The following is a 24,248-nucleotide window of genomic DNA, read 5'->3' as shown; positions in this document are numbered from 1 at the left end:
CTTCGCGTAGTCCGCCTTCAGCGCCGCGTCCGTCTCCAGCTCCCACAGGCCGCGCAACGCACTCACGCCGCCGCAGGAGGTCCAGTTGTGCGTCCTGGCATAGAAGAACTTCATGCCGCCGATGCAGAGCTCGCGCTTGCTCTCGTTTTTCTCGCCACCACGCGCGTCCAGCTCCGCCAGATACATCGTCTGCCACTTCGCATCGCCCGTGACGGCGTGAAGCATCTTCATGACGAAGAGCTTGCGGCTCGTCTCCTCAAAATGGAAGCCCTCAAAGCTGCCGCGCGTGCCGAACGGCGCCTCCGCCGGCATCTTCCAGCCCAGCCGCATGATCTCTTCGGTGGTCTGGACGAGATGCTTCGCGATGCGCTGCTTTTCCTCATCGGTGGCGATGCCTGACTCCCAGTAGCGCCACAGGCCGAGGAACCATGGCAGCGTCTGATCGTTCGAGCCCATCGGGTAATGCGATTTGCCATCCGTGCTCACGCCGCGCCCGACGAAACCCTTCACGTCGCTGATCGAGTTCAGCAGAAGGAGGCCTTCCATCAGCTTGCGCGCCTTCGCGGCATCGTCCGCCGACTTCGTGCGCTTCCAGCGCAGCACCGCCGCGTCCATGTAGAACCCGTTGAACATCGCCCCGTTCTCGATCGGCGCCCACCAGCCCAGCGCGTTCGGTTTCCCCTCGCGACACTCCTCCGGAGTCGGCAACGACACTTTGCCGTCCATGTCGGCGAAGTCGATCATGATGCCGTACTTGTCGATGAAGCGACGCCAGATCTCGGTGTGGGCTTGTTCAGCCGCCGTAGCAGCATCCGCAGCGACAAGCGGACGATAAACAGAGACGGCGAGGGTGGAGGCGATGAAGGCGCGGCGGTTCATGAGGACGCACCGTGGATGCCGCAGCCTCCTCCTTCAAGGGATGCCAAAGACACGTGCCAGTTGGCCATAAATGGACTGAATTGGAATGGAAAATGGCCATTTTCGTTACCCTCATCCTTTGGAGTATCAAAAAGCACTTGAACTATAACTCGAACTCAACGAGTATCAAAAAGCACCGACCATGAACGGGCCTGAACGTCTAGCGGACCCGATCGTGGTCCAACAAATCAAGCATGCGTGCCTCGATGACGACGTCCATCTCAGCGGGATCACTCAAAGGAACATCGTCCTTTGGGGGCTCTCTCGGACCGTCCTTATTGATGCGCTGATTCGACACATCGATGAAGGCTGTAAAATACACATCAAGTTCTATCAGACCGGCGGACAGGGCTATCACGGGAGCCTGCTGCTGGACCCGGAGGACTCCGAAACTGTCTACTTCGAAGTGAAACTGCAAGACAACCGAGTGCAGGTGAATCTGAGCAGGACTTGGCTGCAAGTAAAGGAGCACAGCACGGGGTATCCACCGCTTCCGAGATAGACCAAACACATTTGACCATGAGTAATCATCCAGAAAACTGCTTCGCCTGCGGCGACGGGTACTATCAAGAGGTGATCGAGGATTATCGCCTCGACCTTCCCGAAGGCGAAACACTGTCCGTGCCGAACCTACTCATCCTTCGCTGCAAAAAGTGCGGCGAGGAAACAATCCCGCCCGAGTCGTCGCGGCGCATCGAGACTGCTGTTGACCAACATCAAGACACCCTGCCGGCTGCTGCGGTGCGCTCATTTTTGGAGCAATTTCAAATCGACCAGACCGAGGCGGCGGAAGCGCTCGGCATGGGCGGAAAAACTCTGCATCGGTGGGCGCGTGGAACACAACGCGTGAGTCGTTCAATGGGTTACTTTCTGCGTGCTTTGATGGCTCACCCAGTGGTCTACGAGTGGATCAGGGATCGCCGCTGGCGACGTGCCGAACAAATCGCAAACCATACTATCGCCGTGCAACTCGGTGGTTTCTGGGAAGCCTCGTATCAGGTTCGCTTCCCAGCCAGCGGCGGTCGTATGAGCGGAGCTCAGATGGCCGCCACGCCGAAACCGGCAATCCGTCGGTTCAATGCCGCACGCGGACTTCTAACCGCAACCGTTCAATGAACACGTTTTGGGTCACTTTCTATTCTTACAAGGGCGGCGTGGGGCGTACGATGGCCTTGGCTAATGTCGCAGCGGTGCTCGCGAAGGAAGGTCGACGCGTTCTTTTGATCGACTTTGATCTCGAAGCGCCAGGATTGGACGCGTTCGAAGGGCTGGGGTGTGCTAAGGGAAATGCTGGCGTCGTGGAATACGTTGCCGAATACCTCGCTACTGGAAAAGCTCCGTCTATTCACGCGTTTGTGAGGGAATGTCAGCCTTCGTCAACGCATCTTAGGGGTAAGCTTTGGCTGATGCCCAGCGGCAGGAAAGACCATGAGTACAACCGTAATCGCGCTCGGATAAACTGGACTGATCTCTACGACAAATATGACGGCGAACGTTTCGTAGAGAATTGGAAAGCCGATATCGAGAAGAGCTACTCACCTGACTATGTATTAATAGATTCACGGACTGGACTTACTGACGTCGGCGGCATCTGCACTTTGCACCTTCCCCAGTTAGTAGTGCTACTCTATGCGCTGAACGATCAGAACATCCACGGAATAGCTGGCGTAGCGAGAGCTGTAAGCAAAGCTGAAAATACGCGCCCACCGCAGTTGCTAACGGTGGCTAGCCCTGTTCCTCCGACGCCAAAAGAGAAATCTGGACTGCTACAGGAGCGACTAGACATGGCGGAAAAGGAACTGGGTATTAAGCCTCATTGCCAAATTCACTATGACTCCAGGGTTCCGTTGAAGGAACAAGTGATTGTGTGGGAAGATCCATATTCGCGACTTGGAACTGAATATGGAACTCTCCGTGAATTGATTGCCGATTATGACGTTCGTGGCCTAGATTTTTTGATCAAGGAATCCCAGCGTGCAATTTCGGAACTTGATGCGGCTCGCGCACAAGAGGCCGGCGTTGATTTGCTTCGAGAATATAGTGATCGGCCAGAATGCTACCATCAGCTTGCACGCATCGCACGAGCGTTTGGCAAGATTGAAGAAATTGAACCCCATCTTAAAAAAGCCGTAGATCTCGATCCATTCTATTCTCCCCCAAGCGTTGAATTGGTCGGGCTACTAAAGGTTCAGAACCGTCATCAAGAGGCCATCGAAATTGAAAAGAGGAGGTTGACTGCCATCGCTGGCAAGCGGGACAAACGGGCCGAGGACGGTGTTAGATATGCCTTGGGGCAGCTTTGCATGATGGCGGGCGAATATTCCTCTGCGATTGAAGTCTATGCAGAGCTTCCTAGGACGGCGACAGACGATCAAGAGGACGATCTTGTTTTATTGGCGAATGCTTTCAATTATGCGGAAGCTCGCCGTCGAGCTGGTGAAGTCGTGCCAATTTCCGAACTCAAGGAAATTGTCACGCTCTATGAGCGGGGGGCGGCAACCGAAGGCTCTGGACCGGTGGTTATGCGCTTAAACCACATGCAGGCAATGCATATTCCGTATGCGTTGATGGGCGAGGCTGAGCGCTCACGGCAACTTCTGATGCAGGTTGAAGAACTGGCTACATCGATCTCGCCACGAGAACGTATTTTCTCAGTGTCCACATACAAGGACCTTCCAACGTCTGAATTCCTGAAGCAGAACAAGGAAATGATCGATGCTTTGAACCAAGGCAAGCTCTGGGATGGTACACGGATTCCAAATTGTGACTAATGATTGGTGCTCTTCCCAAAAGTCCAGCCCATCCACTAACAAGAAGAGGCCGGCGAATGCGCATTCAATGCTGCTACAACTATCTGGAAATTTCGGATAGTTCGAACCGTGCTATTCTATACTAAAGGCGTTTTCTGCGAAGCTACGGTGTCGTCATCTGCTCCATCTTCAAATCATCAATGAAAAATGCCGTCTTCGTCGTGCCGAGGGCGCTGAAGAGCATGTAGCTGGCGCTGGTCCAAGCGGGTTTGCAGGCGAGGTCGGCGAAGGATTGTTTCGTTCCATCCTGACGGGTGATTTCTAGGCTCCATTTGCCACTGCCAGTGGTGGCGGTAATCAACACTCGGAACCATTCACCGGCGGGAATTGGGGTGAGCTGAACTTTGCCGTTGGTGCTGGCGGCGAGCTGGCCTTTCTGCCAGCGGAGGTAGGGGCCGTTGCCGAAGTCGCCGTTTTTGCCGCGGATTTCGAAGAACCAATCCGCGCCGTCCTGAGCCATGATGTCGAACTCGATGTGAAAAATACCACCGTCCCATGTGGTGGGGTAGAGATCGAGCACGGGATCGTAGCTGTGCTTCAAACCGGCTGCGTCTTGCACCTTGAGGCAGCGTTTGCCGCCTGGCGTGAAGGGTGACGACATCTCGTCGGTGACGCCGATGCTTTCGCCTTTGTTTTCGCGATCATACTTCGCGCCGCGAATGCCGATCATGCCGAGGGAGGTGTGCTCGAAGTCCTGATCGATCTTGTAAGGCGGTGCGGGCCACGGTTTGGCGTCGGTGTCCCACGATGGGTAGTCTTGGCCTTTCGCGGCGAGCGCGAGCCACGGCGCATCCGCTTTGCGCACTCCGGCGAGCGTGAGGTCCCAGGGCTTGAAGCCGATTTTTTCGGCAGGCGAGCCGGGTTTGAGGCGGAAGTCGCGCTTCGCGATGTTTTCAAAGAGCGGATCGGCAAAGAGGCTGCCGTTGTCGCGGCCCATCTTGCGCCAGTCATTCCAGGTGAAGTGTGTCTTGGTGAGCAGCGCGGGGATTTTGCCGTCGGTGGGCCAGTAGAGGTTGCTGCGGAAGACGAGGCTGTCCTTGGGATCGCCGCGTTCGATTTTGTCAAAGAACTTCCAGTTCCACTCGCCGCCATCGAGCAACGGCGATGCGGGATCCCACACGACGATGTTGTTCAGGTAGCGGAAGCGCAGGCGTGGCTCGTTGCGGCTGGCCTGGATCTGCGCGGTGTGGCCGAAGGCGAAGATGTTGTTCCGCACGGTGTTGAAGTAGCCGTAGTGCTGGTGAAAGCCGGCGTTCCACGTGTCATGCACGAGGTTGTTCTCCATGAGCACGGTGCTGCTGCCCTCGTCGTTGTAGAGGCCCCAGCCGCCGTAGCGATGCGCGGCGACGTGGTGGACGTGATTGCCGCGGATGACGGTGCCGGGCGAAGTGCCGAGCCCATAGTAGCCGCCCATGTCGCTCAGATAGGCCCAGCCGAGATGATGAATGTGGTTGTTCTCCACGAGCGTGTCGCACGAGGCGGTGTCGCCGTAGCCCCAGTTCCATCCGGCGCTGACGCCGGTGTAGAAAAAGTCGCCGATGTCGCAATGCGTGACCGCGCAGTGCTGCGTGTGCGTGAAGACGACACCGCACGCGCTCGGGTGCAGCCGACCGCCGTGCTGGATGATGCAATCATCGATGGTGATGTGATGATTCACGCGCGCATCCTCGGGTCGCTTCGTCTCGCCGACATACACGCCACCACCGCCGAGATCGTGAAGATGGCCATGCGTGACCGACGAATCCGCGCAGCCGTTTTTGAACCAGATCGCGTGCAGGCCGGTGTGCGCGATCTCGCAGTTCGCGAAGTGAATGCCGCGCGAGTCCTCGATCTCGATGCTGCCGCCGCTCGTTGTGGCCGCCTGGCCGTCGTGCAGGCCTTCGGCGGGATAGAGATGATTGCTGTATTGAAACGAGATGCCTTCAAAGCGCACATCGCTCGCGCCTTTCATGATGATGAACTTCTCCACCACCGGCGCGATGACCTCCGCCTTCGTCATGTCTTCGCCGGGCAGCGGCCAGTAGAGCAGTTCGCCCCTCGCCTTGTCGAGAAACCACTCGCCCGGCGCATCGAGTGCGGCACGGAAGTTTTCCACCCACCAGCGCTGATCCGGCTCGAACTCGACGAAGGGATAGCGCGAGCGGCCTTTGATGCGCACACCGAGCATCTCATCGTTCAATTCCTGGATGCGGCACTGCCCCACGGCCCACGCATGCGTCACTGTGAGCAACACGTCGTCGCGCTGTTCCTGCGGGATTGCCTTGAGCACGTCATACTGCTCCTTCGCGACGCAGAACGCGTGGAAGTTCATGTTCTGCGTCAGTCCCTTGAACGCATCCGCTGCCACGGCCTCGGTGATGTGGAAGTAGCCCTTGTTCGGCGATCGGGCGAGCGTAGCGCGGCGGCCATTGATCCAGAGCTGCTCGAACTTCCACGCCTTGTCCGGCAACGCAGCCTTCCACAATCCGCCCTCCGCTTTCTGCCAACCGGTGACCGGTTTGCCAGCCATGAACACCGCATTCTTGCCAATCCACGTCACCTGCGCGTCGTCCTTGCCGAGCGTGATCGTCTCTGTCAGCGGATGCACGCCATCCTCGACGATGATCCGCACAGGTTTCGGCGCCTTGCGAGCCTGATTGAGCACGGCGGGGAGATTGCCGGGCTTGAGCGTGAGATCGGTGGCGGTGGCGACGCCGGCAAGAATGAACACGAGGGTGAGGGAACGCATTGATTGTGACAGTGGAAGGCGCACGGCGGCCTTCAAGGACGGGGATGCCTCACGTGGGTGATTTTACTCGCCGTCGAAGCACGTTGAGATACTGTCCACGCCTTTTTCATGTCTCAGGAAAGCCCCGCCCAGCATCAACCGCCATTTGACGTTCCCAGCGTCGAGGAAATGGCTGCGCTGCTGCCGCAGTATGCGTTTGAAAAGCTCGCGGCATTCGGCGGCATGGGGGCGGTTTACAAGGCGAAGCAGCAGAGCCTGGACCGGCCGGTGGCCATCAAGATTCTGCCGCCGGAGTTTGGCAAGGAGCCGGAGTTTGCGGAGCGTTTCAAGGCCGAGGCACGCGCGATGGCCAAGCTCAACCACACGCACATCGTCGGGGTGATTGATTTCGGCCTTACCAAGGCGGGCCATCTCTATCTGGTGATGGAGTGGGTGCAGGGGCCGACGCTGCATGAACTCATTCACAAAGGCAGCCTGCCGGTGCGGAAAGCCGCCAAGCTGGCCATGCAGCTCTGCGAGGCGCTGACTTACGCGCACAATCACAAGATCCTTCACCGCGACATCAAGCCGGGGAACATCATGGTGAATGAGGAAGAGCAGGTGAAGGTGACGGACTTCGGTCTCGCCCGCCCGATCACCGGCGAGGCGGAAGAGAATCCGTATGGCACGCCGGACTACGCCGCGCCTGAGATTTTGGGCAAAGGGGCTGTGGATCAGCGCGCAGACATCTTTGCGGCGGGCGTGGTGCTTTATGAGATGCTCACCGGCCGCGTGCCACAGCATCCGCGGCGTTCGGTGCAGGAATTCGCGCCCCTTTCGACCCATTGGGACGAACTGATCGACAAGGCAACGCATCCCGAGCCGGGGAAACGGTTTCAGGAGGCCGGTGAATTCCGGGCACACATAGCGATGCTGATCAAACAGGCGGCGCAACCCGTGGCGGTCACCGTGGTGGAAGTCGTGGAGGATGAGCCGGCGTCAAAGGTGAAAGCCGCGCTCAAGCCGTTGCATCTGGTGATGATCGTGACGGCGGTGATTTTGGTCGGCATCGTTCTTGGGTCGATGTTCAAAGGAGAGCCAGAGCGGACGAAGTCGAAAAAGAAGGTGGTGGCGGAAACCAAGCAGACCACGGAAGAGCCTGAGAAGAAGCCCAAAAAGCCCAAACCGAAGGCGGACGACGATGCCAAAAAAACCAAGGAGCCTGTTTCGGCAGTGCCCGCACCGGAGCCAGAGATGAAAACATCGGAGCCCGAACCGGCGGCGAAGAAGATGGCCTCCGTGCCTGCGACGCCCGAACCTGTTCCTATGCCGGCGCCGAAGCCGGAACCCGTGCCGGCACCGGAGACGCCGCTCGAAGCGATTCAGAAGCTGGAGGAGCGAGATCCGGAACTTGCACGTCTCGTCAATGCGTTTGCCGACGAATGGGCAGCCAACGAGGACATCGACACCGTTCCGGAGATGCAGGATCTGGCCGGCAAGTACATCCCGGCATTGCAGCGCAGCCTCGCGGGCCTCGCTCCGGAACAGCGGGACCACATCCTGAGCGAGATCTCCCATGTGGCCAATCGCGAGCCGCTGAACGCACGGGATGCGTCCTGGCCTGCCGTGCTAGGCACCCTGCGCAACACCTATGAAGCGCAGCGGGCGTCGATTCAGGCGATCGGAAACGATGCCGCCCAGAAAATGCGCTCTGCGCAATGTGAACTCTTGCTGGCCAAGGCCAAAGAACGCGCCGCCGCAGGCAACGTCGAAGCGGCCAAGCGCGCCGAGGCCGTGGCTGCGGAACTGGCAAAACTGCGCACGCCGCCCTCGCTGAAAGCGCTCAAGGAAAATGTGGCGGGAACGGTGAGTGCGACGATGGCTCCTCCCACGGTGGCGGAACCTGTGCGGTGATCGTTTTGCATCAGCGACCTTTGGATTTTTCTCGCCGTCGGGCGGGTGTCCGGATATGAACGGGCCATGTCCGAAGATCGAACTCCCCCAGAGCAGCCCTCGTTTGATGTTCCGAGCATCGAGGAGATGGCGTCCTACCTCCCGCAGTTCAAGTTTGAAAAAATGGCGGCTTGCGGCGGCATGGGGGCGGTTTACAAGGCGTGGCAGGACAGTCTGGCGCGCTGGGTTGCGGTGAAAATCCTGCCGCCCAAGTTTGGCGAGGAAAAAGCGTTCGCGGAACGCTTCAAGAGCGAGGCGCGCGCGATGGCGAAGCTCAACCACACGAACATCGTGGGCGTGTATGACTTCGGCATCACGCCCGGAGGTCATTTGTATCTCGTGATGGAGTGGATCGAAGGTCGGTCGCTGCATCATCTGATCCACAAGACCAACCTGCCGGTGCGCAAGGCGACAAATCTGGCGATGCAGTTGTGTGAAGCGCTGAGCTTTGCGCACGAGCACGGCATCATCCATCGCGACATCAAACCGGGCAACATCATGGTCAACGACGCCGACCACGTGAAGGTGGCGGACTTTGGTCTGGCGCGTCCCAGCAACGAGACGGAGGAGGACAACCCGATGGGCACGCCGGACTATGCCGCGCCGGAAATCCGCGGCGGCAGCGTCACGGACCACCGTGTGGACATTTTCGCCGCCGGCGTGGTGTTGTACGAAATGCTGGCGGGCCGTGTGCCGGAACAACCGCGTCGTCCGATCACCTTGTTTGCCAAAGTCTCGCCACGCTGGGATGAGATTGTCGCCAAGGCCATTCATCCCGATCCGGAGAAGCGCTACCAGGACGCGGGGGAGTTCCGGGCGCACATCAATGTGGCGATGAAGCAGGAGGCGGGAATCGTGCTGCCTGATGCGCTTGATGCGAAACCCCAGGGACCCATGCCAAAGAAGAAGGCTCCCGCGATGTCGCAGAAACAGCAGATGATGCTGACGTTTGGGTTTGTCGGGCTGGTGCTGGTGGCACTGCTGGCACTCATCTTCTGGCCCGCTTCGCGGAAACCTGCCGCGCTTTCGACCTCAGACGCCGGGACGGTGGTGACGCCGGAGGAGGTGCGTGAGGTGCTCCAAAGACTGGAGAAGAGTGATGCGGAACTCACAAAACTCATGAATTCGTTCGCTCAAGACTGGGAGGCCAGTGGCGCAGCCAAGGCTCCCGCCGTCGCAGAGAAGCTGCGTGCGGCTCAGATTGCGGCGGTGAAGGCGAAGTTTAAAGACCGTCTCGACGCCGCGAGGCGTGCAGAAGTTGTCGCAGCAGAGCTTGAGAAGCTTACAACGGCTCCGTCATTGAAGGCGCTGCAGCAGGCGGCCGGCAGATAGTGGGGCAGCCACATCTTTTGGGAGCATCGCCTCAAAAAAGAAGCCGCCACCCGTTGTCGGGTGGCGGCGTAGTTTCGGCGAAGGTTATTCGCCTTTGCAGCAGTCTTTGCCGCATTCCTTGCCTTTATCTTTGCAGCAGGCGGCGCAGCTGCCCTTGCAGCACTTTTCACAGGCCTTGCCGGCGGCAAGAGCGGTGCTGGAGAGGGCTGCGACGGAGGCCGCGGCGATGAGTACGAGGATGGTTTTCATGGTGTCGTGTGTTGTTGTATTTCGGTGCCTGCGGGGATTGGCGGTGTGCGCTACAGGCGGGCGCACGCCGGTTTGCCTTCATAGTGGCAATGGAACTGGCGGTGAGGCCAGACGACCGGGCAGGAGGAGTGAACTTGGGCGGCATGAGCCACCGTCACTGCCCGGACCGTCTGACTTCGAGACGCAGGGCTGGCCTCCTCAAATGAGCAGGGCACAAAGCCGCACGTAAACCGGCGCGGCAGGCTGAGGCGGCCCGTGATCGTGACGGGCGACGCTCCTCTCGATATGATTCAGGGAGGCAATTTCGACGAAGGCGGTTTGCCAGCGCAGCTCAGCCAGCAGGTTCATCTTGGTCGAGGGTGCCTTGACCGCACTTGAAGCGATGTCGCGTTTGTTCGCGTGTTTGGCGCAGGGGCAGTTGTGATCTTGCGGAGTCTGGGGCTGTTCTTTGGACTCCCCATGCTCTTTTTGGGTGCAGCAGCTTGCCTGAGGCTCCTGCGTCCGCTCCATGCCGATGCAACACCAGCACATCGGCAGACCGACGCAGAGGGTGAGGATCAGGGCTGTAAAGCGGGCAAACATACGGGTGGCGTTATCGGTAAAACACCGCCCGCCGCTCAAACCCTGAAACTATTTTCAGTGATTGCCCCGCGCTCCCTCAACGGAAGCTTTTCGCGAAGTCGTCGGCGGTTGCTTTTGCGACGACCTTGGTCTTCTGGAAGGTCGATTTCTCGCCCTTCTCGATGAGGAGGTTTTCGTAGTCGGCCGAAGACATCGGCAGGTCGATGGTCTTGTCCTGCCAGGTGGAGAGCAGGATCGCGTTGGCGAGCTCCACGCTGCGAATGCCTTCATCGGCGGGCGAGAGCAGTTTCTCACCCTTCAGAATGGCGTTGGTGAAATTCTGCAGGATCTCCACATGCTGGCCGCCGGTTTGATCGACTGGAATGTCCATGTGCCAGCTCTCTGGCATCGCAAAGGCGGCCTCGGCCTCCATGCAGAACTTGCTCATCTGCTGGCGGTTGCGCTGGAAGTGAATGCGCGTGCCGTCGGTGACGGTCAGGCGGCCCTGTTCAGCGGAGATTTCGAGCTTGTTGATGCCCGGTGCTTCACCGGTGCTGGTGACGAAGGTCGCCGTGGTGCCGTTGTTGTACTGCATGATGGCGGTGACATCGTCCTCGACCTCGATCTCATGGAAGCGACCGAACTGGCAGAAGCCTCGCACTTTGTCGGGCATGCCGAAGAGCCATTGGAAGAGGTCCAGATTGTGCGGGCACTGGTTCATCAGCACGCCGCCGCCTTCGCCCTTCCAGGTGCCGCGCCAGCCGCCGGTGGCGTAGTAGTAGTTCGTGCGGAACCAGTTCGTCACCTCCCAGTGCACACGGCGCACCGCGCCGATCTCGCCGCTGTCGATGAGGTCCTTGACCTTCTTGAAGCAGGCGTTGGTGCGCATGTTGAACATGGCGGCGAAAATCTTGCTCTTGTCCGTGTGTGCCGCGATCAGGCGCTCGCAGTCGGCCTTGTGTACGGAAATGGGCTTTTCCACGAGCACGTGCAGTCCGGCCTTGAGCGCCTCGATGCCGATCGTGGTGTGGCTGAAATGTGGGGTGCAGATAAGAACCGCGTCGATGTGACCGCTGCGCATCATGAGGTTCACGTCCGTGAAGGCCTTTTCGCCCTCGATCAGGTTCGGCAGCGTGCCGAAGCTTTCACACAGCGCGGTGACGCGCAGTCCAGGGATCTTGCCCGCACGAATGTTCGCAAGGTGTGCCTTGCCCATGTTTCCAAGCCCAACGATGCCAATTCTGACGGTTTCCATGAACCGAGCCTAGCGGGGCGGCCGGAACGGTCAAGCGACTCAACAGTTGCGCATTCGTCCCCCAACCTGCATTTTACCTGTCATGCGACCGTCCTGCCGCCTTTCCCATCAGCGCATCCTTGTTCTGGGATGGCTTGCGGCGCTGCTCATCACTCCTCTCATGGCAGACGATCTTCGCATCGGCATCATCGGTCTCGACACCTCACATTCGGAGCAGTTTACCCTGCGCCTGAACGACCCGGCGAATCCCAATCACATCCCCGGCGCCCGCGTGGTGGTCGCTTATCCCGGTGGCAGTCCAGACATCGAGGAAAGCAAGACGCGCATTGAAGGATTCACCGCCGCCGTGCGGGACAAGTTTGGTGTGCGCATCGTCGGCAGCGTGGCGGAGGTCTGCAAGGACGTGGACGCCGTGCTGCTGCTCAGCCTCGAAGGACGGCCGCGTTTGGAGCAGATGAAGGAAATCATCGCCGCCGGCAAGCCGGTGTTCATGGACAAACCGGTGGCTGCATCGCTCAAGGATGCCGTGGAGATCTACAAACAGGCCGCCACCGCCCAGGTGCCTGTTTTTAGCGCCTCCGCCGTGCGCTGGTACCCAGGGGTGCTCGAAGTCGCCAACGCCGAACAGACTCCCGCCCGCGGCGTCATCTCCTATGGTCCGGCGCATGTACTGCCGCATCATCCCGACCTCTTCTTCTACGGCATTCATCCCACCGAGGCCCTTTTCACGGTGATGGGTTCAGGCTGCGTATCCGTCGTGCGCACGACGACGTCCTCCGAGTCGACCGTCACCGGCTTGTGGACCGGAGAGCGCACGGGAACGCTGGTGGCCCTCCATGAGGGCGCGATGAGCTACAAGCTCGTCCGGTTCGGCGACACTCTCATCGCCGAGCAGAAGTCTGAAGGCGATTACACCCCCATGCTGCGGGAGATCGTGAAATTCTTCCAGACCAAACAGGCGCCTGTGTCACCGAAGCAAACGCTAGAAATCTACGCCTTCATGGAAGCGGCTGAGGAGAGCAAACGCAAAGACGGCGCGCGCGTCATGCTGCGCGATGTCATGATCAAGACCGGTGCCCCCGAAGCCTGGTTGCCAGACGACGGGAAGGCGAAACCCGAGCCGCCGAAATCAGTGCCCAAAGGATTGCCCCAGCCTGGCAGTTCGTAGGGTTACGCCAGCGGCAGGCCTGAGAAGGCCCGGCTCATCTCATCGTGAATTTTGCGCACGGCCTCCGCCGCAGGATGAGTGACGCTGCTGCCGAACTGTCCCACATGGCGGCACGAGGCAAACGCCGCCGACTTCTCCTCATAGAGATGAATCCATTGAAGTCGTTTGGGAAGGTGCTCGGCTTTGACCGGCCAGACGCCAGGACGTGGTCGCAGAGGCGAGGAAAGGCCAATACGCCAGGGCTTTGGGCTGATGCGTGCACGGAAGCAGTGCTGCCGCAGGCACATGCGTGCATACACCGGATCTGCCCCCAGTTGTCTGAAACAGTCTGCCACCTGGGTGGCGGATGGATCGAACACGTCATGCATCATCAGCACGCGGAAGCCGGCGGGAGTCTCATAAACGCAGAGATTCCATCCGGGATTCCTGGCCGAAAAGCTGCGGATGCGCCGCATGGCACGGCGGGATGATCCTCCCGCCAGAAGTTCATATCCACGAAAGAGCCAGGCGGATAACAGGAGGCTTCCGACTGCGGAAAGCACGCAACCGAGGACAAACAGTCCAAAATGACGTTCGTTAATCGCAAACGCCATGGACATGGCAAAGAGGATCACGCCCAGCGTGAAAGTCAGCCGGGTCGGTGGGAGCCTCGTGAAATCCACATCCACGAACAGAACGTCCGGCGTGTTCAGGCAGAGGGCACCGTAGCTGTTGCGGGTGATGACTGCGTCACCGTGGCGCGAAACGATTTCCTCGCGGATCGGAACACCGTCCGCGCCGTTGTAGGACACCTTGGGCTCACGCCGGGCCAGATTGTCGCCCGCCAGAACGCGTTGCAGCGCCTCGTTGGCACGATCATTGGCATTGGCCTGGGCGTCTTCTTCGCTGAGGTCCGACCAGCCGAAACGTCTCACCGTGACCTGGCGGCCCGGCTCTTTGTGTTGTGCGCGGCCTTCGGCCCAAAACTGAGGGACGATCATGATGGGGGAGCTTCTGGAATCAGTTGTCGGGCGGTCGGTGGCACGGAAAGCCGATCGTGGGCCTTCTTGACGCGTTGCAGCATCTCGTCGGAACGTCGGAACAACACCGGCGACCACAGGCGCTCAAGCTCCCAGCCTTGGGAACGCAGCACGCGGGTGCGGAAGATGTCCCACTCGATGGGATCCGGTGTTTTGTGGAATCGGCTGAAGTCGGCAAGCACACCGACGGTGACATCTGCGGGCATGAGCGGATGAATGCAGGCCACATCGACGCAGAAACCTTCGTTGCCCCAGTGAACATGCGAGCCTGTGGCGTGGCGTGCGAGCAGGGCTTCACTGATGGCGTTGGCTAGCGGCGATGGCGTGGCGCTGTCCCAGCGTTTGATCTCGGGTTTCGCATCACGGCGCATTTTTTCGAGCTCGTCCTGATAGCTGGCGAAGAATGCGGCCAGCTTTTCAGCGTAGCGCAGATAGGCGTAAAGCTGCAGCCGGCCGTTCGGGATCTGCCCGGGAGGGGTGGGTTCGACCGTGTTGTATTCGACGGCGGGAATCGACGTGAGCACATGCACGGCGTCGCGTGCGCGTGTGACGAGCACGTTGAGGCGACGTCCTCCTTCCCGCTGCGAAAGTGCTCCAAAATTCCGGCGGAATTTGCCCTTCGGATCGGGGCCGAAGGTGGTGCAGATGATCATCACGTCGCGTTCGTCACCTTGGACGTTTTCCAGATTCTTCACGAACAGCCCTTCGAAAGAATCGTGACCTTTGCGGTTCTTCGCCTGCTCGTAACGACGCGCGAATTCGGCGTCCTTTTCGATCCGCGCTGCGAGCGCGTCATGAATGGCCTCTCTTTGCGTCAGATTGAAGCAGGCGACGCCGATCGAGGGCGGCTTCGGCTCTGCAAGCAGTTCGGCGACGAGATTCACGGCGGCCTCGGCCTCCTTTTCGTTTGCGCGTTCGGAATAAACGCCGTCCACACGATGCAGCCGAATCGGTGTGTTCAGCGCCTTGTTGCGTGGGTGTCCGGGAATCGGTTGCAGGCGCGAGCCATAGTAGTGCTCGTTGGAAAAGCCGATCAGCGCCTCATTGCGACTGCGGTAATGAACGTCCAGATAGGCTTCGCGCACATCGAGATTGAGCGCGGCGGTGAGCAGATCCTCCGCTTCCTGCTGCTGTTGATAAAACAGCTCCTCGGCTGTTTCAGCGTCGCTGTCTCCGCTGTCGGCGAGCGCAGACTCGAAGAAGCGTGTGGGCGGAAGCTGCTTCTGGTCACCGGCAATGACAACACGGTGACCGCGCATCAAAACCGGCAGCGCCTCCTCTAGCCGACATTGGGAAGCTTCGTCAAAAATCACGACATCGAAGATGGCATGTCGCGGGAAAATCTGCGCGACAGTGGAGGGGCTGGCCATCCAAACGGGACAGAGGTCGTAGATGGGATCACCTCCTTCCACTTCGGCACCCGTGGCCAGCATCTGGCGCAGTTTGAGCGCTTTCTTGCCTCTCACATAGAGGCGCTGCCGCAAACCGGAGCCGAGTTTGTTGAGCTGCGTGCCCGTGGTGGCAAGCAGGCGGCTCTTTTGATGATGCAGCCACAGAAAGCGAATGTAGGCGGACACGAGCTTCAGTTTTTCCTGGGAGAGCTTGAGAAAGCTGTCAAAAGCCGCCTCCACGCGTTCACCATCGATCGCAGCGAGTTCCGGATCATTTTTCAATCGGTCGCGCAAGGTGTTTTCGACCGCGAGACGGCGGAAGGCATCCAGCACCGCCTCCGACCCTGTTCCGGCAGCCACAAGGGCCTCGGCGGGCTTTTGCATCGTTGAGGGGAGTTGCGTCAGGGCGTGCTGAAGACGCACCATGTCCTCCAGACTGGTCGCGTGTGCCAGCCAGGCGGAGGTGTCGTGCGTGGCAGCATTATCGATCCATCGTGGTGTCAGTGTCTTGGCTGAGCGCGACGCGAAGAGACCGCTTTGATCGACCAATGACAAGACAGCGTCGACCTGTTGCAGCCATGCGACTTCGGAGTCCAGATTGTCAGCCAGTGTTGTCAGCGCCTGTTTGTCCACGCCCATCGCCGGACCGCCAATCTTCGACAGGGCTGCTTGTGCCTGCCAGAGTGTCTGCGTGAGAGCTGCTTGAACCTGCAACGTGGTGTCATCTGGCAACACGACATTGTTGGAACCCGTGGCACGCGCCAGCCAGTCGGCGACGAGGAGCCGGCTTTTGAGCCCTTGATAAAAAGCGAGTCCCTGCTGCCATCCGGCATCCAGCCCGAGGCCGAGCGGTGCGAGCGCCGTCGTAGCCGACTTTTTCACCGCACCGGCAAAGAGCCTTCTGAAAAAACTGCCGGCCACCGCCTGCCAGGCGGTGAGTGCGGCGAGGTGCTGATTCACTGCCGCGAGTGTCAGCACACCTGCGCTGCGCGCACTGCTCATCAGTGTGCGGTCCAGTGTGCTTGAGCTCATTTGCTCCAGCCATGCGGTAACCTCCGTGTGCTCAGCCAGGAGTTCGGTTCGGCGGCTGGCTGGCGTTGCGTTGATTATGGTGAGAAAGTCCGCATCATGGTGATCGACAAGCCTGCGAATCTGCAACGCAAGGTCCGCACGTTGTGTGGCCTGAGCAGAGAGCGATTCGTTGGCATCCACCCGGGTCACGCGAGATTCCGGCTTCGACGCATCCGCCTTTTCAGCCGCCGCGTGGATTGTCTCCAGCGTGGCCCTCAAATCGCCGCCCGATCGGAGCAGCAGATCGCTCAAACCAATGCCGAGCAGGCCGCGAAAGGGATTGACCGGATAGCCCGCCTTTTCCGCCCGGCGGCAGATCTCGTCGAGCGTGGTGCTGGCGGCGTTCACCTCAGTCACCTGCAGGCCGGGGACAGGTTCGATGACCGGCAGATCATCACGTGAGGCAAACCCAAGCCACAGGCCTAGCAACGCGTGAAAACTGTCCGGACCTGAATCTTCTCCGTGCAGTTTGCGACGGCAGTCCTCCAGCTCTGAATGAATGGCGGCGAGTTGCTGGTTCACAGTATCGAGCTGGGCTCGTGGATCCTGAACCGGTGGAGCATCGGCCAAATTTTCAAGCTGGGAACGCAGCCCCATGTAGAAGTCCTTGCGGTCGCTGCTGGGATCGTGAACCACGCCGCTGAGATCGCCCAAGCCCACGGCGTCGAGGCGGTATTTCACCACGTCGAGCGCGGTTCGTTTGTCGCAGACGAATAGCACACGCTCCCCACGTGCGAGATGGTCGGCAATCATGTTCAGGATCGTCTGGCTTTTGCCAGTGCCGGGCGGTCCGTGAACGACGAGCGCCTTTGCTTCACGCGCCGCCAGCACGGCGTTTGCCTGACAGGGATCGGCATTCGAAATCAACCATTCGGCGGCGAAGTCACGCTTCTGCACGGAGACACCCGGTTCTTCCGCTGCTGCTTCATTTGGTTCGTGAAGCGCCTGCGGATTTAGAAAGGCTGACACCGGTTCCCTCAGTTCCTTTTCGTTCTCCATCATCCAGCGCGTGTCACGCAGCAGGGATTGATTCGAGAGAGGGAAGAGCCCCAGCACGGCTGAAGGCAGGACGGTCACCTCCTTCGGCAGTTTCTCCAACGGGGGAACGGCTTCGAGCAGCGCATCCGCGTGGAACTGCGGCTGAACGGGAAGATCGAGCAGTGTGTTGATCTGTTTCAGCAGGTCGTCCACCTCCCGCCATGGATCAGAGGCGTCTTCATCCAGATAGACTTCGCCGAGACTCTTTCCGGTCTGACGTTCAAGCCACGCAATGAGCGCCGGATTTGCCACCAGGAGGTCGGCGCCCTCGCCCGCGCATTCAACGGTCACGCCCATGCGGGACCCCGCGCGCACCTGCAAATTCACCGGCATGAGCAGCAGCGGAGCAAGCACGCGGCTGGATCCTCGCACGCCCTTCTCTTCGCCCGTGGGCGGCAGGGAAATGAGCGGGAAGCCCAGTGCGAGGCAGGATTCGCCGTGGTCGTTCATGTATTCCAAGGCATCGTCGGCGATGTCGCGCAGCTTTTTGAGCAGCTTGGTCTGCTTCTGATGAGCATCGCGGGCCTGCTTCTGCTCGTCGGACCATTCCGCTTCGGGAAACGATGGCGTGGAAAAAGCCGGCACCTTGGCCGGGAACTCCAGCTTGCGTTTTTCCAGCAGCGTTTTCATCGCGTCGGCCGGTTCCACTCCCTTTAGCAGGGCCAGATCCATCCAGTCGCAGCGCTGTCGTGACCGGTGTGGCCGCGCATTCATGGACGGGCCGTGGACGAGGCTGGCAAACAGCCGCTGAAGCATGGTCTCGAGGATCATGGCGGCACGATTCGCGGTGGTTGCCGCGCGTGTCCACGTTTTGAAGCAGGATATTTCCCGGCTTCAGCGATCCATCACTCCGCGTTCTGCACCTGCTCGCGGATTTTTTCGAGTTCGGTCTTTGCGGTGACGACGTGATGGGCGATCTCGGCGTTGTTGCACTTGGATCCCATCGTGTTGAATTCGCGGAAGAATTCCTGCAGGAGGAAGTCAAGGCTGCGGCCGGCGGGAGATTCGGCATCTAGATAGGCGCGGAACTGCTGCACGTGGCTCGCGGCGCGGGAAAGCTCCTCGGAAATGTCCGTCCGGTCCGCGAAGAGGGCGATTTCTTTGACAAGCCTTTCGTCGTCCAGTGGCAGCGGCAGTCCGGCGTCTTCGAGACGCTGGCGCAGCACCTTGCGTTGCTGCTCCGGCACCGTGGCCGCCTTCTCGCGAATCGATTCGAGCAGCGATTCGATTTTTTTGAGACGTGTTTCGATGTCCGCCCGCAGGCTGGCGCCCTCGGCGCTGCGCATGGCCGTCAACTGCTGCAAGGCGGCGGCAAGCGCCTCTTGAATGGCCGGCCAGGCGTCTCCGGTTGCGATTTCGGTCTGGGCCACATTCACCACGCCGGGCATGCGTGTGATGTCGGTCAGCGCGATGTGAGGCGGCAGGTCCAGTTTGAGCGCCAGCGCGTGCATCGCGTGGAAATAGTGGGCCGCCAGCGTGTGATCGACGTGAACTGCCGTCTCGTTTGCCACGGCGGCATCTTTGCGCACCGCCACATTGACGCGTCCGCGGGACACGGCGGCGGAAACCTCCGCCCGCACCACGTTTTCCAGTTCAGAAAGCTCGCGCGGCAGGTTCACGGCCACTTCGAGCTGCTTGCGGTTCACTGAGCTGCACTCCACACTCCAGGTCACGCCTGCGCTCTGCGCTTCGCCCCGGCCAAATCCTGTCATGCTCTTCATAGCCATCAGATGGAGCGAAATCTGCGGTTGGTAAAGCCTCGGATGCGGTTGTCACACATTCGGCGAGATTCTGGATTGCATCGCTTCGAGTGCTCCCTAGTCTCGCCCTCCCTATGGCAAAAGCGGCACTCGGAAAAGGTCTCGGCGCACTCATTTCGGCACCCTCGTCGGTGTCAGGAGTGTCGCGTCTGCCTGCCCTGGCCCAGCCCGCCCCCGGTGACGTCGTGAATCGCGTGTCTGTGGACCAGATCGTCCCCAGCCCGCTGCAGCCGCGAAAGGAATTCCAGCCGGACATGCTCACGGAGCTCATGGAGTCCATCCGCGAGCACGGGATCATTCAGCCGCTGATCGTCCGCCGGGTGAACGGCAAGCTGGAATTAATCGCCGGTGAGCGCCGCTACCGCGCCTCCACCCAGCTTGGCCTCAAAGAACTTCCCGTCATCGTCCGGGAAGCCAGCGACAAGGATGTGCTGGAGATGGCGCTGATCGAAAACCTCCAGCGCGAAGGGTTGAATCCCATCGAGGAGGCGCAGGCCTATTCTCGTCTGGCCAAGGACTTCCACATGCGTCAGGAGGACATCGCCCAGCGCGTCGGCAAAAACCGCGCCACCGTGGCGAACACCATGCGCCTGCTGGAACTGCCTGTCGGCATTCGTGAGATGCTCGTGGCGGCCAAGATTTCCACCGGGCACGCCAAGGTGCTGCTCATGCTCAAAAACCACGATGAGCAGGAGCGCGTGGCGCAGCAGATCATCGCCAAGAGCCTCACGGTTCGTGCGACGGAAAAGGCGATCGATGCCATCCTGCATCCACCGCCACCGCCGAAACCGAAGCCGACGGAGAACGAATTCGCCCGTGCCATCGAAGCGGTGGAGCAGAAGCTCATTCAGCATCTCACCACGAACGTCAGCATCCATCACGCCGAGAAAAAAGGCCGCATCGAGATCGACTACTACGGTGTCGAGGACCTCAATCGCATCCTGAGCGTGATCGGAGTCGAGGAAGAGACGTTCGCCGAAGGTTGAGGGCGGCTTTGCCGCGAACGACGAATTCCGAATGAAGAATGTCGAACCAGTCCCGTTGCTCCTGGTGATGAAACGGCGTGTCTCTCAGTTCTTGATCCTCGCTCTGGTTTCATGGGTGTTCGTCAGTTGCGGCCCTAAGGCGGCTCAAACGGGTCAAGATGACGCCGACGTCCGCGAATTCCTCACTCACTACTTTTCCACCTGGTCGGCGAAAGACATGGACGGCTATGGGGCCTGCTTTCATGAGCAGTCGCGCATCACCTTCGTGCATCAGGGCGTGCCGCAAAGTCAGGGACTCACGGACTTCCTGCATGGCCAGAAGCTCAGTCATGCCACCGCGTCCGTTCCCATGACCGAGGTGCCCACCGACATGAAGATTCTGCGTGATGACCGCACCGCGCAGGCCAGCGTTCGATGGAAGCTCACCAAGGGTACCGACATCACCACCGGCACCGATTGTTTCACGCTCGTCAAAACATCCACCGGCTGGAAAATCGTGAGCCTCGTCTTCTACAACGACTGACCCAGACACCCACCCATGTCGAAGCACCCGTCCAAATCACCCGCCCCGCAGGCTGACAGCACCGCTTCCGCACGCGGCACCCGCATCTTCCTCGGCCTCTCCTGTTTTCTGGCGGGAGCGGCGATGATGGTCATCGAAATCTGTGCGTACCGGCTGCTCGCACCGTTCTTCGGTAACAGCGTTTATACTTGGACCGCCCTGATTGGTGTCATCCTGATCGCGTTCAGTGCCGGTGGCTACCTCGGCGGCCATCTCGCGGATCGCAAGATGGCGCTCGATCTCCTCGGCTGGCTGCTGGCGGGTTCCGCGGTGCTCACCTTTTTCATTCCGGCGCTTCACACCGTCTTTGCAGTCAGTCTCAGCGCCCAGGGCCTCATCGCCGGTCCGGTCATGATCTCGCTACTGCTGTTTGCGATTCCCGGGATCCTGCTTGGAGCCGTGTCTCCGGCGGCGGTGCGGTTTTACAGTCTGACGCTCAAAGACACCCATGTGGGTGCCGCGGCGGGCACGATCAGCATGCTCGGATCTCTCGGCAGCTTTGTGGGCACCTTCCTTTCCGGCTTCTTCCTGCTCTCCACCTTCGGCGTGCGCAGCATCTTCTTCGGCACCGCGGCGCTTCTTCTCGTGCTTGCCGTGGCCGCCTTTTTTCTCGCCAAGAACACCTTCAAGCAGCAGCTCCCGGTGATCCTGAGCGGCATCTTCGCCTTCGGCATGAGCTGGATGACGGCTCCTCGGCCCAGGCCCGGCGTCATCTTTGAACACGAATCGTTTTATCATCACATCGAAGTCAGCGAGCAGACCGACGGCGACATCACCCGCCGCGTGCTGCAGCTCGATTCGACGATGGAAGGCGGCATGGATGCGAAGACAGGCGATCTCATTCTCCCGTATCAGCAGTACTGGAAGCTCGCCCTGCTGCGTGAGCCCGCGACGGTCGGCAGCGCCTTGTTCATCGGTGCCGGGGCGTTCGGCATGCCTGAAAATGTCTCACGCGACTTCCCTGAAGCCGAAGTCGATGTCGTCGAAATCGACCCGCAGGTCATCGAAGTGGGCCGCAAATTCTTCAAGCTCGACGAGCATCCCCACGTGAAGGCACATGCCGGCGATGCGCGGCGCTTTTTGCTGACCTGCGAAGGCAAGAAGTGGGATCTCATTTTCGGTGATGCCTACAACGGCATCCGCCAGATCCCCCCGCATCTCGCCACGCAGGAGTTCTATCAGCAGATCGCCGATCACCTCGAACCGAAGGGCGTGTTCATTATGAACCTCATCGCCGCCGTCACCGGACCAAAGGCGGAGCTGACATCCGGCATGCTCGCCACGGTGCGCAAGGCCTTCCCCTACGTGGAGGTCTTCTCCGTCGGTTATCGTCGTGACGAAACGCAAAACGTCATCCTCATGGCCTCACGGGAGAATTTGAAACCGCTCATCGTGGACCGCTACGTCACGCCGGGCTCGTGGCAGGAGCGCCTGATCCGCACTTATGTGCCTGCAGGCATTGTCCCACGTTCCGACTATGTCTTCACCGATGACCATAACCCGGTCGATGCCATCATCGCGCGCGGGTTGTTGGAGTAAAAACTTACTTCAGCGGCTTCGCCGCAGGCGCGAGCGCCGGTGCCACGAAGGCGTCGAACACCAGCACGCCTTTGAGCGCGTCCACGGCGCGTTCGAGCTGCTTGTCGCCGAGGTTGGCGAGTTCGAGCGCGGCTGCCTCTCCGGTGCCGTGCGATGCACGCCATTTGGCGATGCGCAGCTCTTCCTCGGAGGTCAGGGCCGAGATGATGTTCGGCTCCACGCCGTTTTCGTGAATCGTGCGATGGCTCGGCGTGTAATACTTCGCCGTCGTCAGGCGCATCGCCGCGCCGTTCTTCATCGGCAGGATCGTCTGCACGCTGCCTTTGCCGAAACTCGTCGTTCCCACAATGATCGCGCGCTTCAAATCCTGCAGCGCTCCCGCAGTCAGTTCGCTGGCGCTCGCGCTGCCCTGGTTGATCAGCACGGCGATAGGATACTTGCGCGGTTCCTTGCCGTTGCGCGATGGAGTGCGATACGGCGGCGGGTTCTGCGAGGCCACGCGGCCCTCCGTGGTCACCACGACGGTGCCTTCCGGCAAAAACTCGCCGCAGACAGCCACCGCGCTGTCCACCAGACCACCGGGGTTGTTGCGCAGGTCGAGCACGAAGGCCTGCATCCCTTCCTTCTCCAATTCATCCAGCGCCTTGCTCAGTTCACGCGGCGTGGGCTGGTTGTACTGCGAGATGCGGGCGTAACCGATTTTGTACTCGCCGGCCATCTTTGGCGACAGCAGCAGGGGGTCATGCACGGAAGTCTCCGCCAGGGTCTCGTGCTTCACCTTGAACTCCAAGAACTGCTTTGTGCCCGGGCGTCGCACGGTGAGTCGCACTTCTTCGCCCGCCTTGCCTTTGAGAAGCTGCATCGCCTCCGCAACGCCGACGGAATCGGTCAGCACGTCGTTGATGCGCACCAGTTGATCGCCTGAAAGCACGCCCGCCGCGTTGGCCGGGCCGTCTTCGCGCACGGTGATGATCGTGAGAATGTTCTGCCGCAGGGCGATCGTGATGCCGATGCCTTCCGACGTGTCGCTCTGCTCACGCTGCATGTCTTCGAACAGCGACCTGCCCATGTACTCGCAGTGCGGGTCGAGGCGGTTCAGCATGCCCTCCAGCGCACCCTCCACGAGCTCCTCATACGTGATCTTCGACTCATCCACGTAGTTCTGCCGCACCATCTCCATCGCCCGCGTGAGCATTTCCATCTGCGTGTAGGCATCCTCCGGCGGAGGCTTCACGGCAGGCGCCTTGGGTTCGGGTTTCGGGGCGGGTTTATCCGCAGCGGGTTTGGGCGCAGGCTTCGCTTCAGGATTGGTTGCCGGAGGCGCCGCTGGTGTGGGAGCAGGGGGCGTCGGTGCCGCGTGAAGACTCACGCTTATAGCCAGGGTCAGAAAAAGTGCGGGGGCGCAACGCATGGCGGCACAGTGCATGAATCGGCGCTTTGGGACAGGGGAAAATTCTGTTAGCCTGCGGACATGCACGTTTCCGCTGTCCCCTCCTACCGCCGATGGTTCATGTGGCTGCTGATCGCCGCCATCCTCTGCCTCCTGAACCCGTATTTCAGCTCAGCCGACGCCCGTTTTTATTCGCCCGAAATCGGTACGTTTGTCGAATCTGAAGGCGGCATGACTCCCGCCGCGATGAAGATTCATCTCGATGGGCGGACGTATGGCGAACTCACCGCCAGCAGGTGGATTTGGTGGGGACTGGTGCTGGTCGGTGTAGAGGCGCTGATATTTGCCTTCAGACGTTTTCGAACACTTTCGGATCACTCCAGCGTGATCCCGCCCCAGTAGGCGAACTCCCAGGCCCAGTCGCTGGCGTGCGCTTCGAGCCGCAGGGTGACATCCTGGTCCGCGAATTGCGCCAGATCGACTTCGACGGTCTTCCAGCGCGGCTTCTCGTGATCGACGGCCATCTCTTCGACCGCCTG

At 60.1% G+C, this 24,248-nt stretch carries 18 protein-coding genes and 1 pseudogene; 9 read left to right on the top strand and 10 right to left on the bottom strand.

Annotated features, from left to right (window positions below):
• A pseudogene (locus KDL09_RS05665) lies at positions 1–879 on the bottom strand (hypothetical protein); the annotation flags it as partial.
• Between the two features lie 199 nt (positions 880–1,078).
• A complete protein-coding gene (locus KDL09_RS05660; protein ID WP_294382526.1) occupies positions 1,079–1,276 on the bottom strand; it encodes a hypothetical protein in 198 nt (65 codons plus the stop codon).
• Between the two features lie 161 nt (positions 1,277–1,437).
• Here KDL09_RS05660 and KDL09_RS05655 point away from each other — a divergent pair, with 161 nt between their 5' ends.
• Positions 1,438–2,034, top strand: a complete 597-nt coding sequence (locus KDL09_RS05655; protein ID WP_294382524.1) for a type II toxin-antitoxin system MqsA family antitoxin — start codon at positions 1,438–1,440, stop codon at positions 2,032–2,034.
• The gene (locus tag KDL09_RS05650; protein ID WP_294382521.1) at positions 2,031–3,689 is read left to right on the top strand and encodes an AAA family ATPase; all 1,659 of its coding nucleotides are present in this window, start codon (positions 2,031–2,033) and stop codon (positions 3,687–3,689) included. The genes KDL09_RS05655 and KDL09_RS05650 overlap by 4 nt, the downstream gene beginning before the upstream one ends.
• Before the next feature lie 142 nt (positions 3,690–3,831).
• Here KDL09_RS05650 and KDL09_RS05645 read toward each other — a convergent pair whose 3' ends face one another.
• The gene (locus KDL09_RS05645) at positions 3,832–6,456 is read right to left on the bottom strand and encodes a right-handed parallel beta-helix repeat-containing protein (RefSeq protein ID WP_294382519.1); all 2,625 of its coding nucleotides are present in this window, start codon (positions 6,454–6,456) and stop codon (positions 3,832–3,834) included.
• A gap of 108 nt (positions 6,457–6,564) precedes the next feature.
• On the opposite strand from KDL09_RS05645, the gene KDL09_RS05640 reads away from it, so the two are divergent.
• Positions 6,565–8,349 carry a serine/threonine-protein kinase gene (locus KDL09_RS05640; protein ID WP_294382516.1) on the top strand — a complete coding sequence of 595 codons (1,785 nt, stop codon included), beginning with the start codon at positions 6,565–6,567 and terminating at the stop codon, positions 8,347–8,349.
• A 66-nt stretch (positions 8,350–8,415) separates the two neighbouring features.
• Positions 8,416–9,720 carry a serine/threonine-protein kinase gene (locus KDL09_RS05635; protein ID WP_294382514.1) on the top strand — a complete coding sequence of 435 codons (1,305 nt, stop codon included), beginning with the start codon at positions 8,416–8,418 and terminating at the stop codon, positions 9,718–9,720.
• Positions 9,721–9,804: 84 nt separating this feature from the next.
• Here KDL09_RS05635 and KDL09_RS05630 read toward each other — a convergent pair whose 3' ends face one another.
• The 3 genes from KDL09_RS05630 to KDL09_RS05620 form a co-directional block, all read right to left on the bottom strand.
• Complete coding sequence (locus KDL09_RS05630) at positions 9,805–9,969, bottom strand: hypothetical protein (RefSeq protein WP_294382510.1); 165 nt, start codon at positions 9,967–9,969, stop codon at positions 9,805–9,807.
• Positions 9,970–10,167: 198 nt separating this feature from the next.
• Positions 10,168–10,551 carry a hypothetical protein gene (locus tag KDL09_RS05625; RefSeq protein WP_294382508.1) on the bottom strand — a complete coding sequence of 128 codons (384 nt, stop codon included), beginning with the start codon at positions 10,549–10,551 and terminating at the stop codon, positions 10,168–10,170.
• A 76-nt stretch (positions 10,552–10,627) separates the two neighbouring features.
• Positions 10,628–11,785: a Gfo/Idh/MocA family oxidoreductase gene (locus KDL09_RS05620; RefSeq protein ID WP_294382506.1), complete on the bottom strand. Its 1,158-nt coding sequence runs from the start codon at positions 11,783–11,785 to the stop codon at positions 10,628–10,630.
• An 82-nt stretch (positions 11,786–11,867) separates the two neighbouring features.
• Here KDL09_RS05620 and KDL09_RS05615 point away from each other — a divergent pair, with 82 nt between their 5' ends.
• Positions 11,868–12,953 (top strand): Gfo/Idh/MocA family oxidoreductase, encoded by a 1,086-nt coding sequence (locus KDL09_RS05615; protein WP_294382503.1) that lies wholly within the window; start codon positions 11,868–11,870, stop codon positions 12,951–12,953.
• Between the two features lie 2 nt (positions 12,954–12,955).
• Here KDL09_RS05615 and KDL09_RS05610 read toward each other — a convergent pair whose 3' ends face one another.
• The 3 genes from KDL09_RS05610 to KDL09_RS05600 form a co-directional block, all read right to left on the bottom strand.
• A complete protein-coding gene (locus tag KDL09_RS05610; RefSeq protein ID WP_294382499.1) occupies positions 12,956–13,933 on the bottom strand; it encodes a hypothetical protein in 978 nt (325 codons plus the stop codon).
• Complete coding sequence (locus KDL09_RS05605) at positions 13,930–18,243, bottom strand: AAA domain-containing protein (protein ID WP_294382495.1); 4,314 nt, start codon at positions 18,241–18,243, stop codon at positions 13,930–13,932. The genes KDL09_RS05610 and KDL09_RS05605 overlap by 4 nt, the downstream gene beginning before the upstream one ends.
• Positions 18,244–18,317: 74 nt before the next feature.
• Complete coding sequence (locus tag KDL09_RS05600; protein WP_294382492.1) at positions 18,318–19,193, bottom strand: YicC/YloC family endoribonuclease; 876 nt, start codon at positions 19,191–19,193, stop codon at positions 18,318–18,320.
• 113 nt (positions 19,194–19,306) lie between these two features.
• On the opposite strand from KDL09_RS05600, the gene KDL09_RS05595 reads away from it, so the two are divergent.
• The 3 genes from KDL09_RS05595 (at position 19,307) to KDL09_RS05585 (ending at position 22,319) form a co-directional block, all read left to right on the top strand.
• Positions 19,307–20,218, top strand: coding sequence for a ParB/RepB/Spo0J family partition protein (locus KDL09_RS05595; protein WP_294382489.1), 912 nt, complete (start codon positions 19,307–19,309; stop codon positions 20,216–20,218).
• A gap of 67 nt (positions 20,219–20,285) precedes the next feature.
• Entirely contained in the window at positions 20,286–20,741 is a 456-nt protein-coding gene (locus KDL09_RS05590; RefSeq protein WP_294382486.1) for a nuclear transport factor 2 family protein, read from the top strand.
• A 15-nt stretch (positions 20,742–20,756) separates the two neighbouring features.
• Positions 20,757–22,319 (top strand): fused MFS/spermidine synthase, encoded by a 1,563-nt coding sequence (locus tag KDL09_RS05585; protein ID WP_294382481.1) that lies wholly within the window; start codon positions 20,757–20,759, stop codon positions 22,317–22,319.
• Between the two features lie 4 nt (positions 22,320–22,323).
• On the opposite strand, the gene KDL09_RS05580 is transcribed toward KDL09_RS05585, so the two are convergent.
• Positions 22,324–23,730 (bottom strand): S41 family peptidase, encoded by a 1,407-nt coding sequence (locus KDL09_RS05580; protein ID WP_294382478.1) that lies wholly within the window; start codon positions 23,728–23,730, stop codon positions 22,324–22,326.
• 99 nt (positions 23,731–23,829) lie between these two features.
• Here KDL09_RS05580 and KDL09_RS05575 point away from each other — a divergent pair, with 99 nt between their 5' ends.
• A complete protein-coding gene (locus KDL09_RS05575) occupies positions 23,830–24,111 on the top strand; it encodes a hypothetical protein (protein ID WP_294382477.1) in 282 nt (93 codons plus the stop codon).
• Positions 24,112–24,248 lie beyond the last annotated feature (137 nt).

It is taken from the genome of Prosthecobacter sp. (assembly GCF_020439865.1).
Classification (GTDB): Bacteria; Verrucomicrobiota; Verrucomicrobiia; order Verrucomicrobiales; family Verrucomicrobiaceae; genus Prosthecobacter.
Note: the sequence above shows the minus strand (reverse complement) of the source record. Positions and strands in the feature narration are given on the sequence as shown.

What these genes read in the sequence shown, in the direction of transcription:
- KDL09_RS05595 (WP_294382489.1), top strand. Translation starts at nt 19,307, where the DNA reads ATGGCAAAAGCGGCACTCGGAAAAGGTCTCGGCGCACTCATTTCGGCA.
- KDL09_RS05640 (WP_294382516.1), top strand. Translation starts at nt 6,565, where the DNA reads ATGTCTCAGGAAAGCCCCGCCCAGCATCAACCGCCATTTGACGTTCCC.
- KDL09_RS05585 (WP_294382481.1), top strand. Translation starts at nt 20,757, where the DNA reads ATGTCGAAGCACCCGTCCAAATCACCCGCCCCGCAGGCTGACAGCACC.
- KDL09_RS05610 (WP_294382499.1), bottom strand. Translation starts at nt 13,933, where the DNA reads ATGATCGTCCCTCAGTTTTGGGCCGAAGGCCGCGCACAACACAAAGAG.
- KDL09_RS05615 (WP_294382503.1), top strand. Translation starts at nt 11,868, where the DNA reads ATGCGACCGTCCTGCCGCCTTTCCCATCAGCGCATCCTTGTTCTGGGA.
- KDL09_RS05575 (WP_294382477.1), top strand. Translation starts at nt 23,830, where the DNA reads ATGTGGCTGCTGATCGCCGCCATCCTCTGCCTCCTGAACCCGTATTTC.
- KDL09_RS05580 (WP_294382478.1), bottom strand. Translation starts at nt 23,730, where the DNA reads ATGCGTTGCGCCCCCGCACTTTTTCTGACCCTGGCTATAAGCGTGAGT.
- KDL09_RS05650 (WP_294382521.1), top strand. Translation starts at nt 2,031, where the DNA reads ATGAACACGTTTTGGGTCACTTTCTATTCTTACAAGGGCGGCGTGGGG.
- KDL09_RS05605 (WP_294382495.1), bottom strand. Translation starts at nt 18,243, where the DNA reads ATGATCCTCGAGACCATGCTTCAGCGGCTGTTTGCCAGCCTCGTCCAC.
- KDL09_RS05600 (WP_294382492.1), bottom strand. Translation starts at nt 19,193, where the DNA reads ATGAAGAGCATGACAGGATTTGGCCGGGGCGAAGCGCAGAGCGCAGGC.
- KDL09_RS05630 (WP_294382510.1), bottom strand. Translation starts at nt 9,969, where the DNA reads ATGAAAACCATCCTCGTACTCATCGCCGCGGCCTCCGTCGCAGCCCTC.
- KDL09_RS05620 (WP_294382506.1), bottom strand. Translation starts at nt 11,785, where the DNA reads ATGGAAACCGTCAGAATTGGCATCGTTGGGCTTGGAAACATGGGCAAG.
- KDL09_RS05645 (WP_294382519.1), bottom strand. Translation starts at nt 6,456, where the DNA reads ATGCGTTCCCTCACCCTCGTGTTCATTCTTGCCGGCGTCGCCACCGCC.
- KDL09_RS05625 (WP_294382508.1), bottom strand. Translation starts at nt 10,551, where the DNA reads ATGTTTGCCCGCTTTACAGCCCTGATCCTCACCCTCTGCGTCGGTCTG.
- KDL09_RS05655 (WP_294382524.1), top strand. Translation starts at nt 1,438, where the DNA reads ATGAGTAATCATCCAGAAAACTGCTTCGCCTGCGGCGACGGGTACTAT.
- KDL09_RS05635 (WP_294382514.1), top strand. Translation starts at nt 8,416, where the DNA reads ATGTCCGAAGATCGAACTCCCCCAGAGCAGCCCTCGTTTGATGTTCCG.
- KDL09_RS05590 (WP_294382486.1), top strand. Translation starts at nt 20,286, where the DNA reads ATGAAACGGCGTGTCTCTCAGTTCTTGATCCTCGCTCTGGTTTCATGG.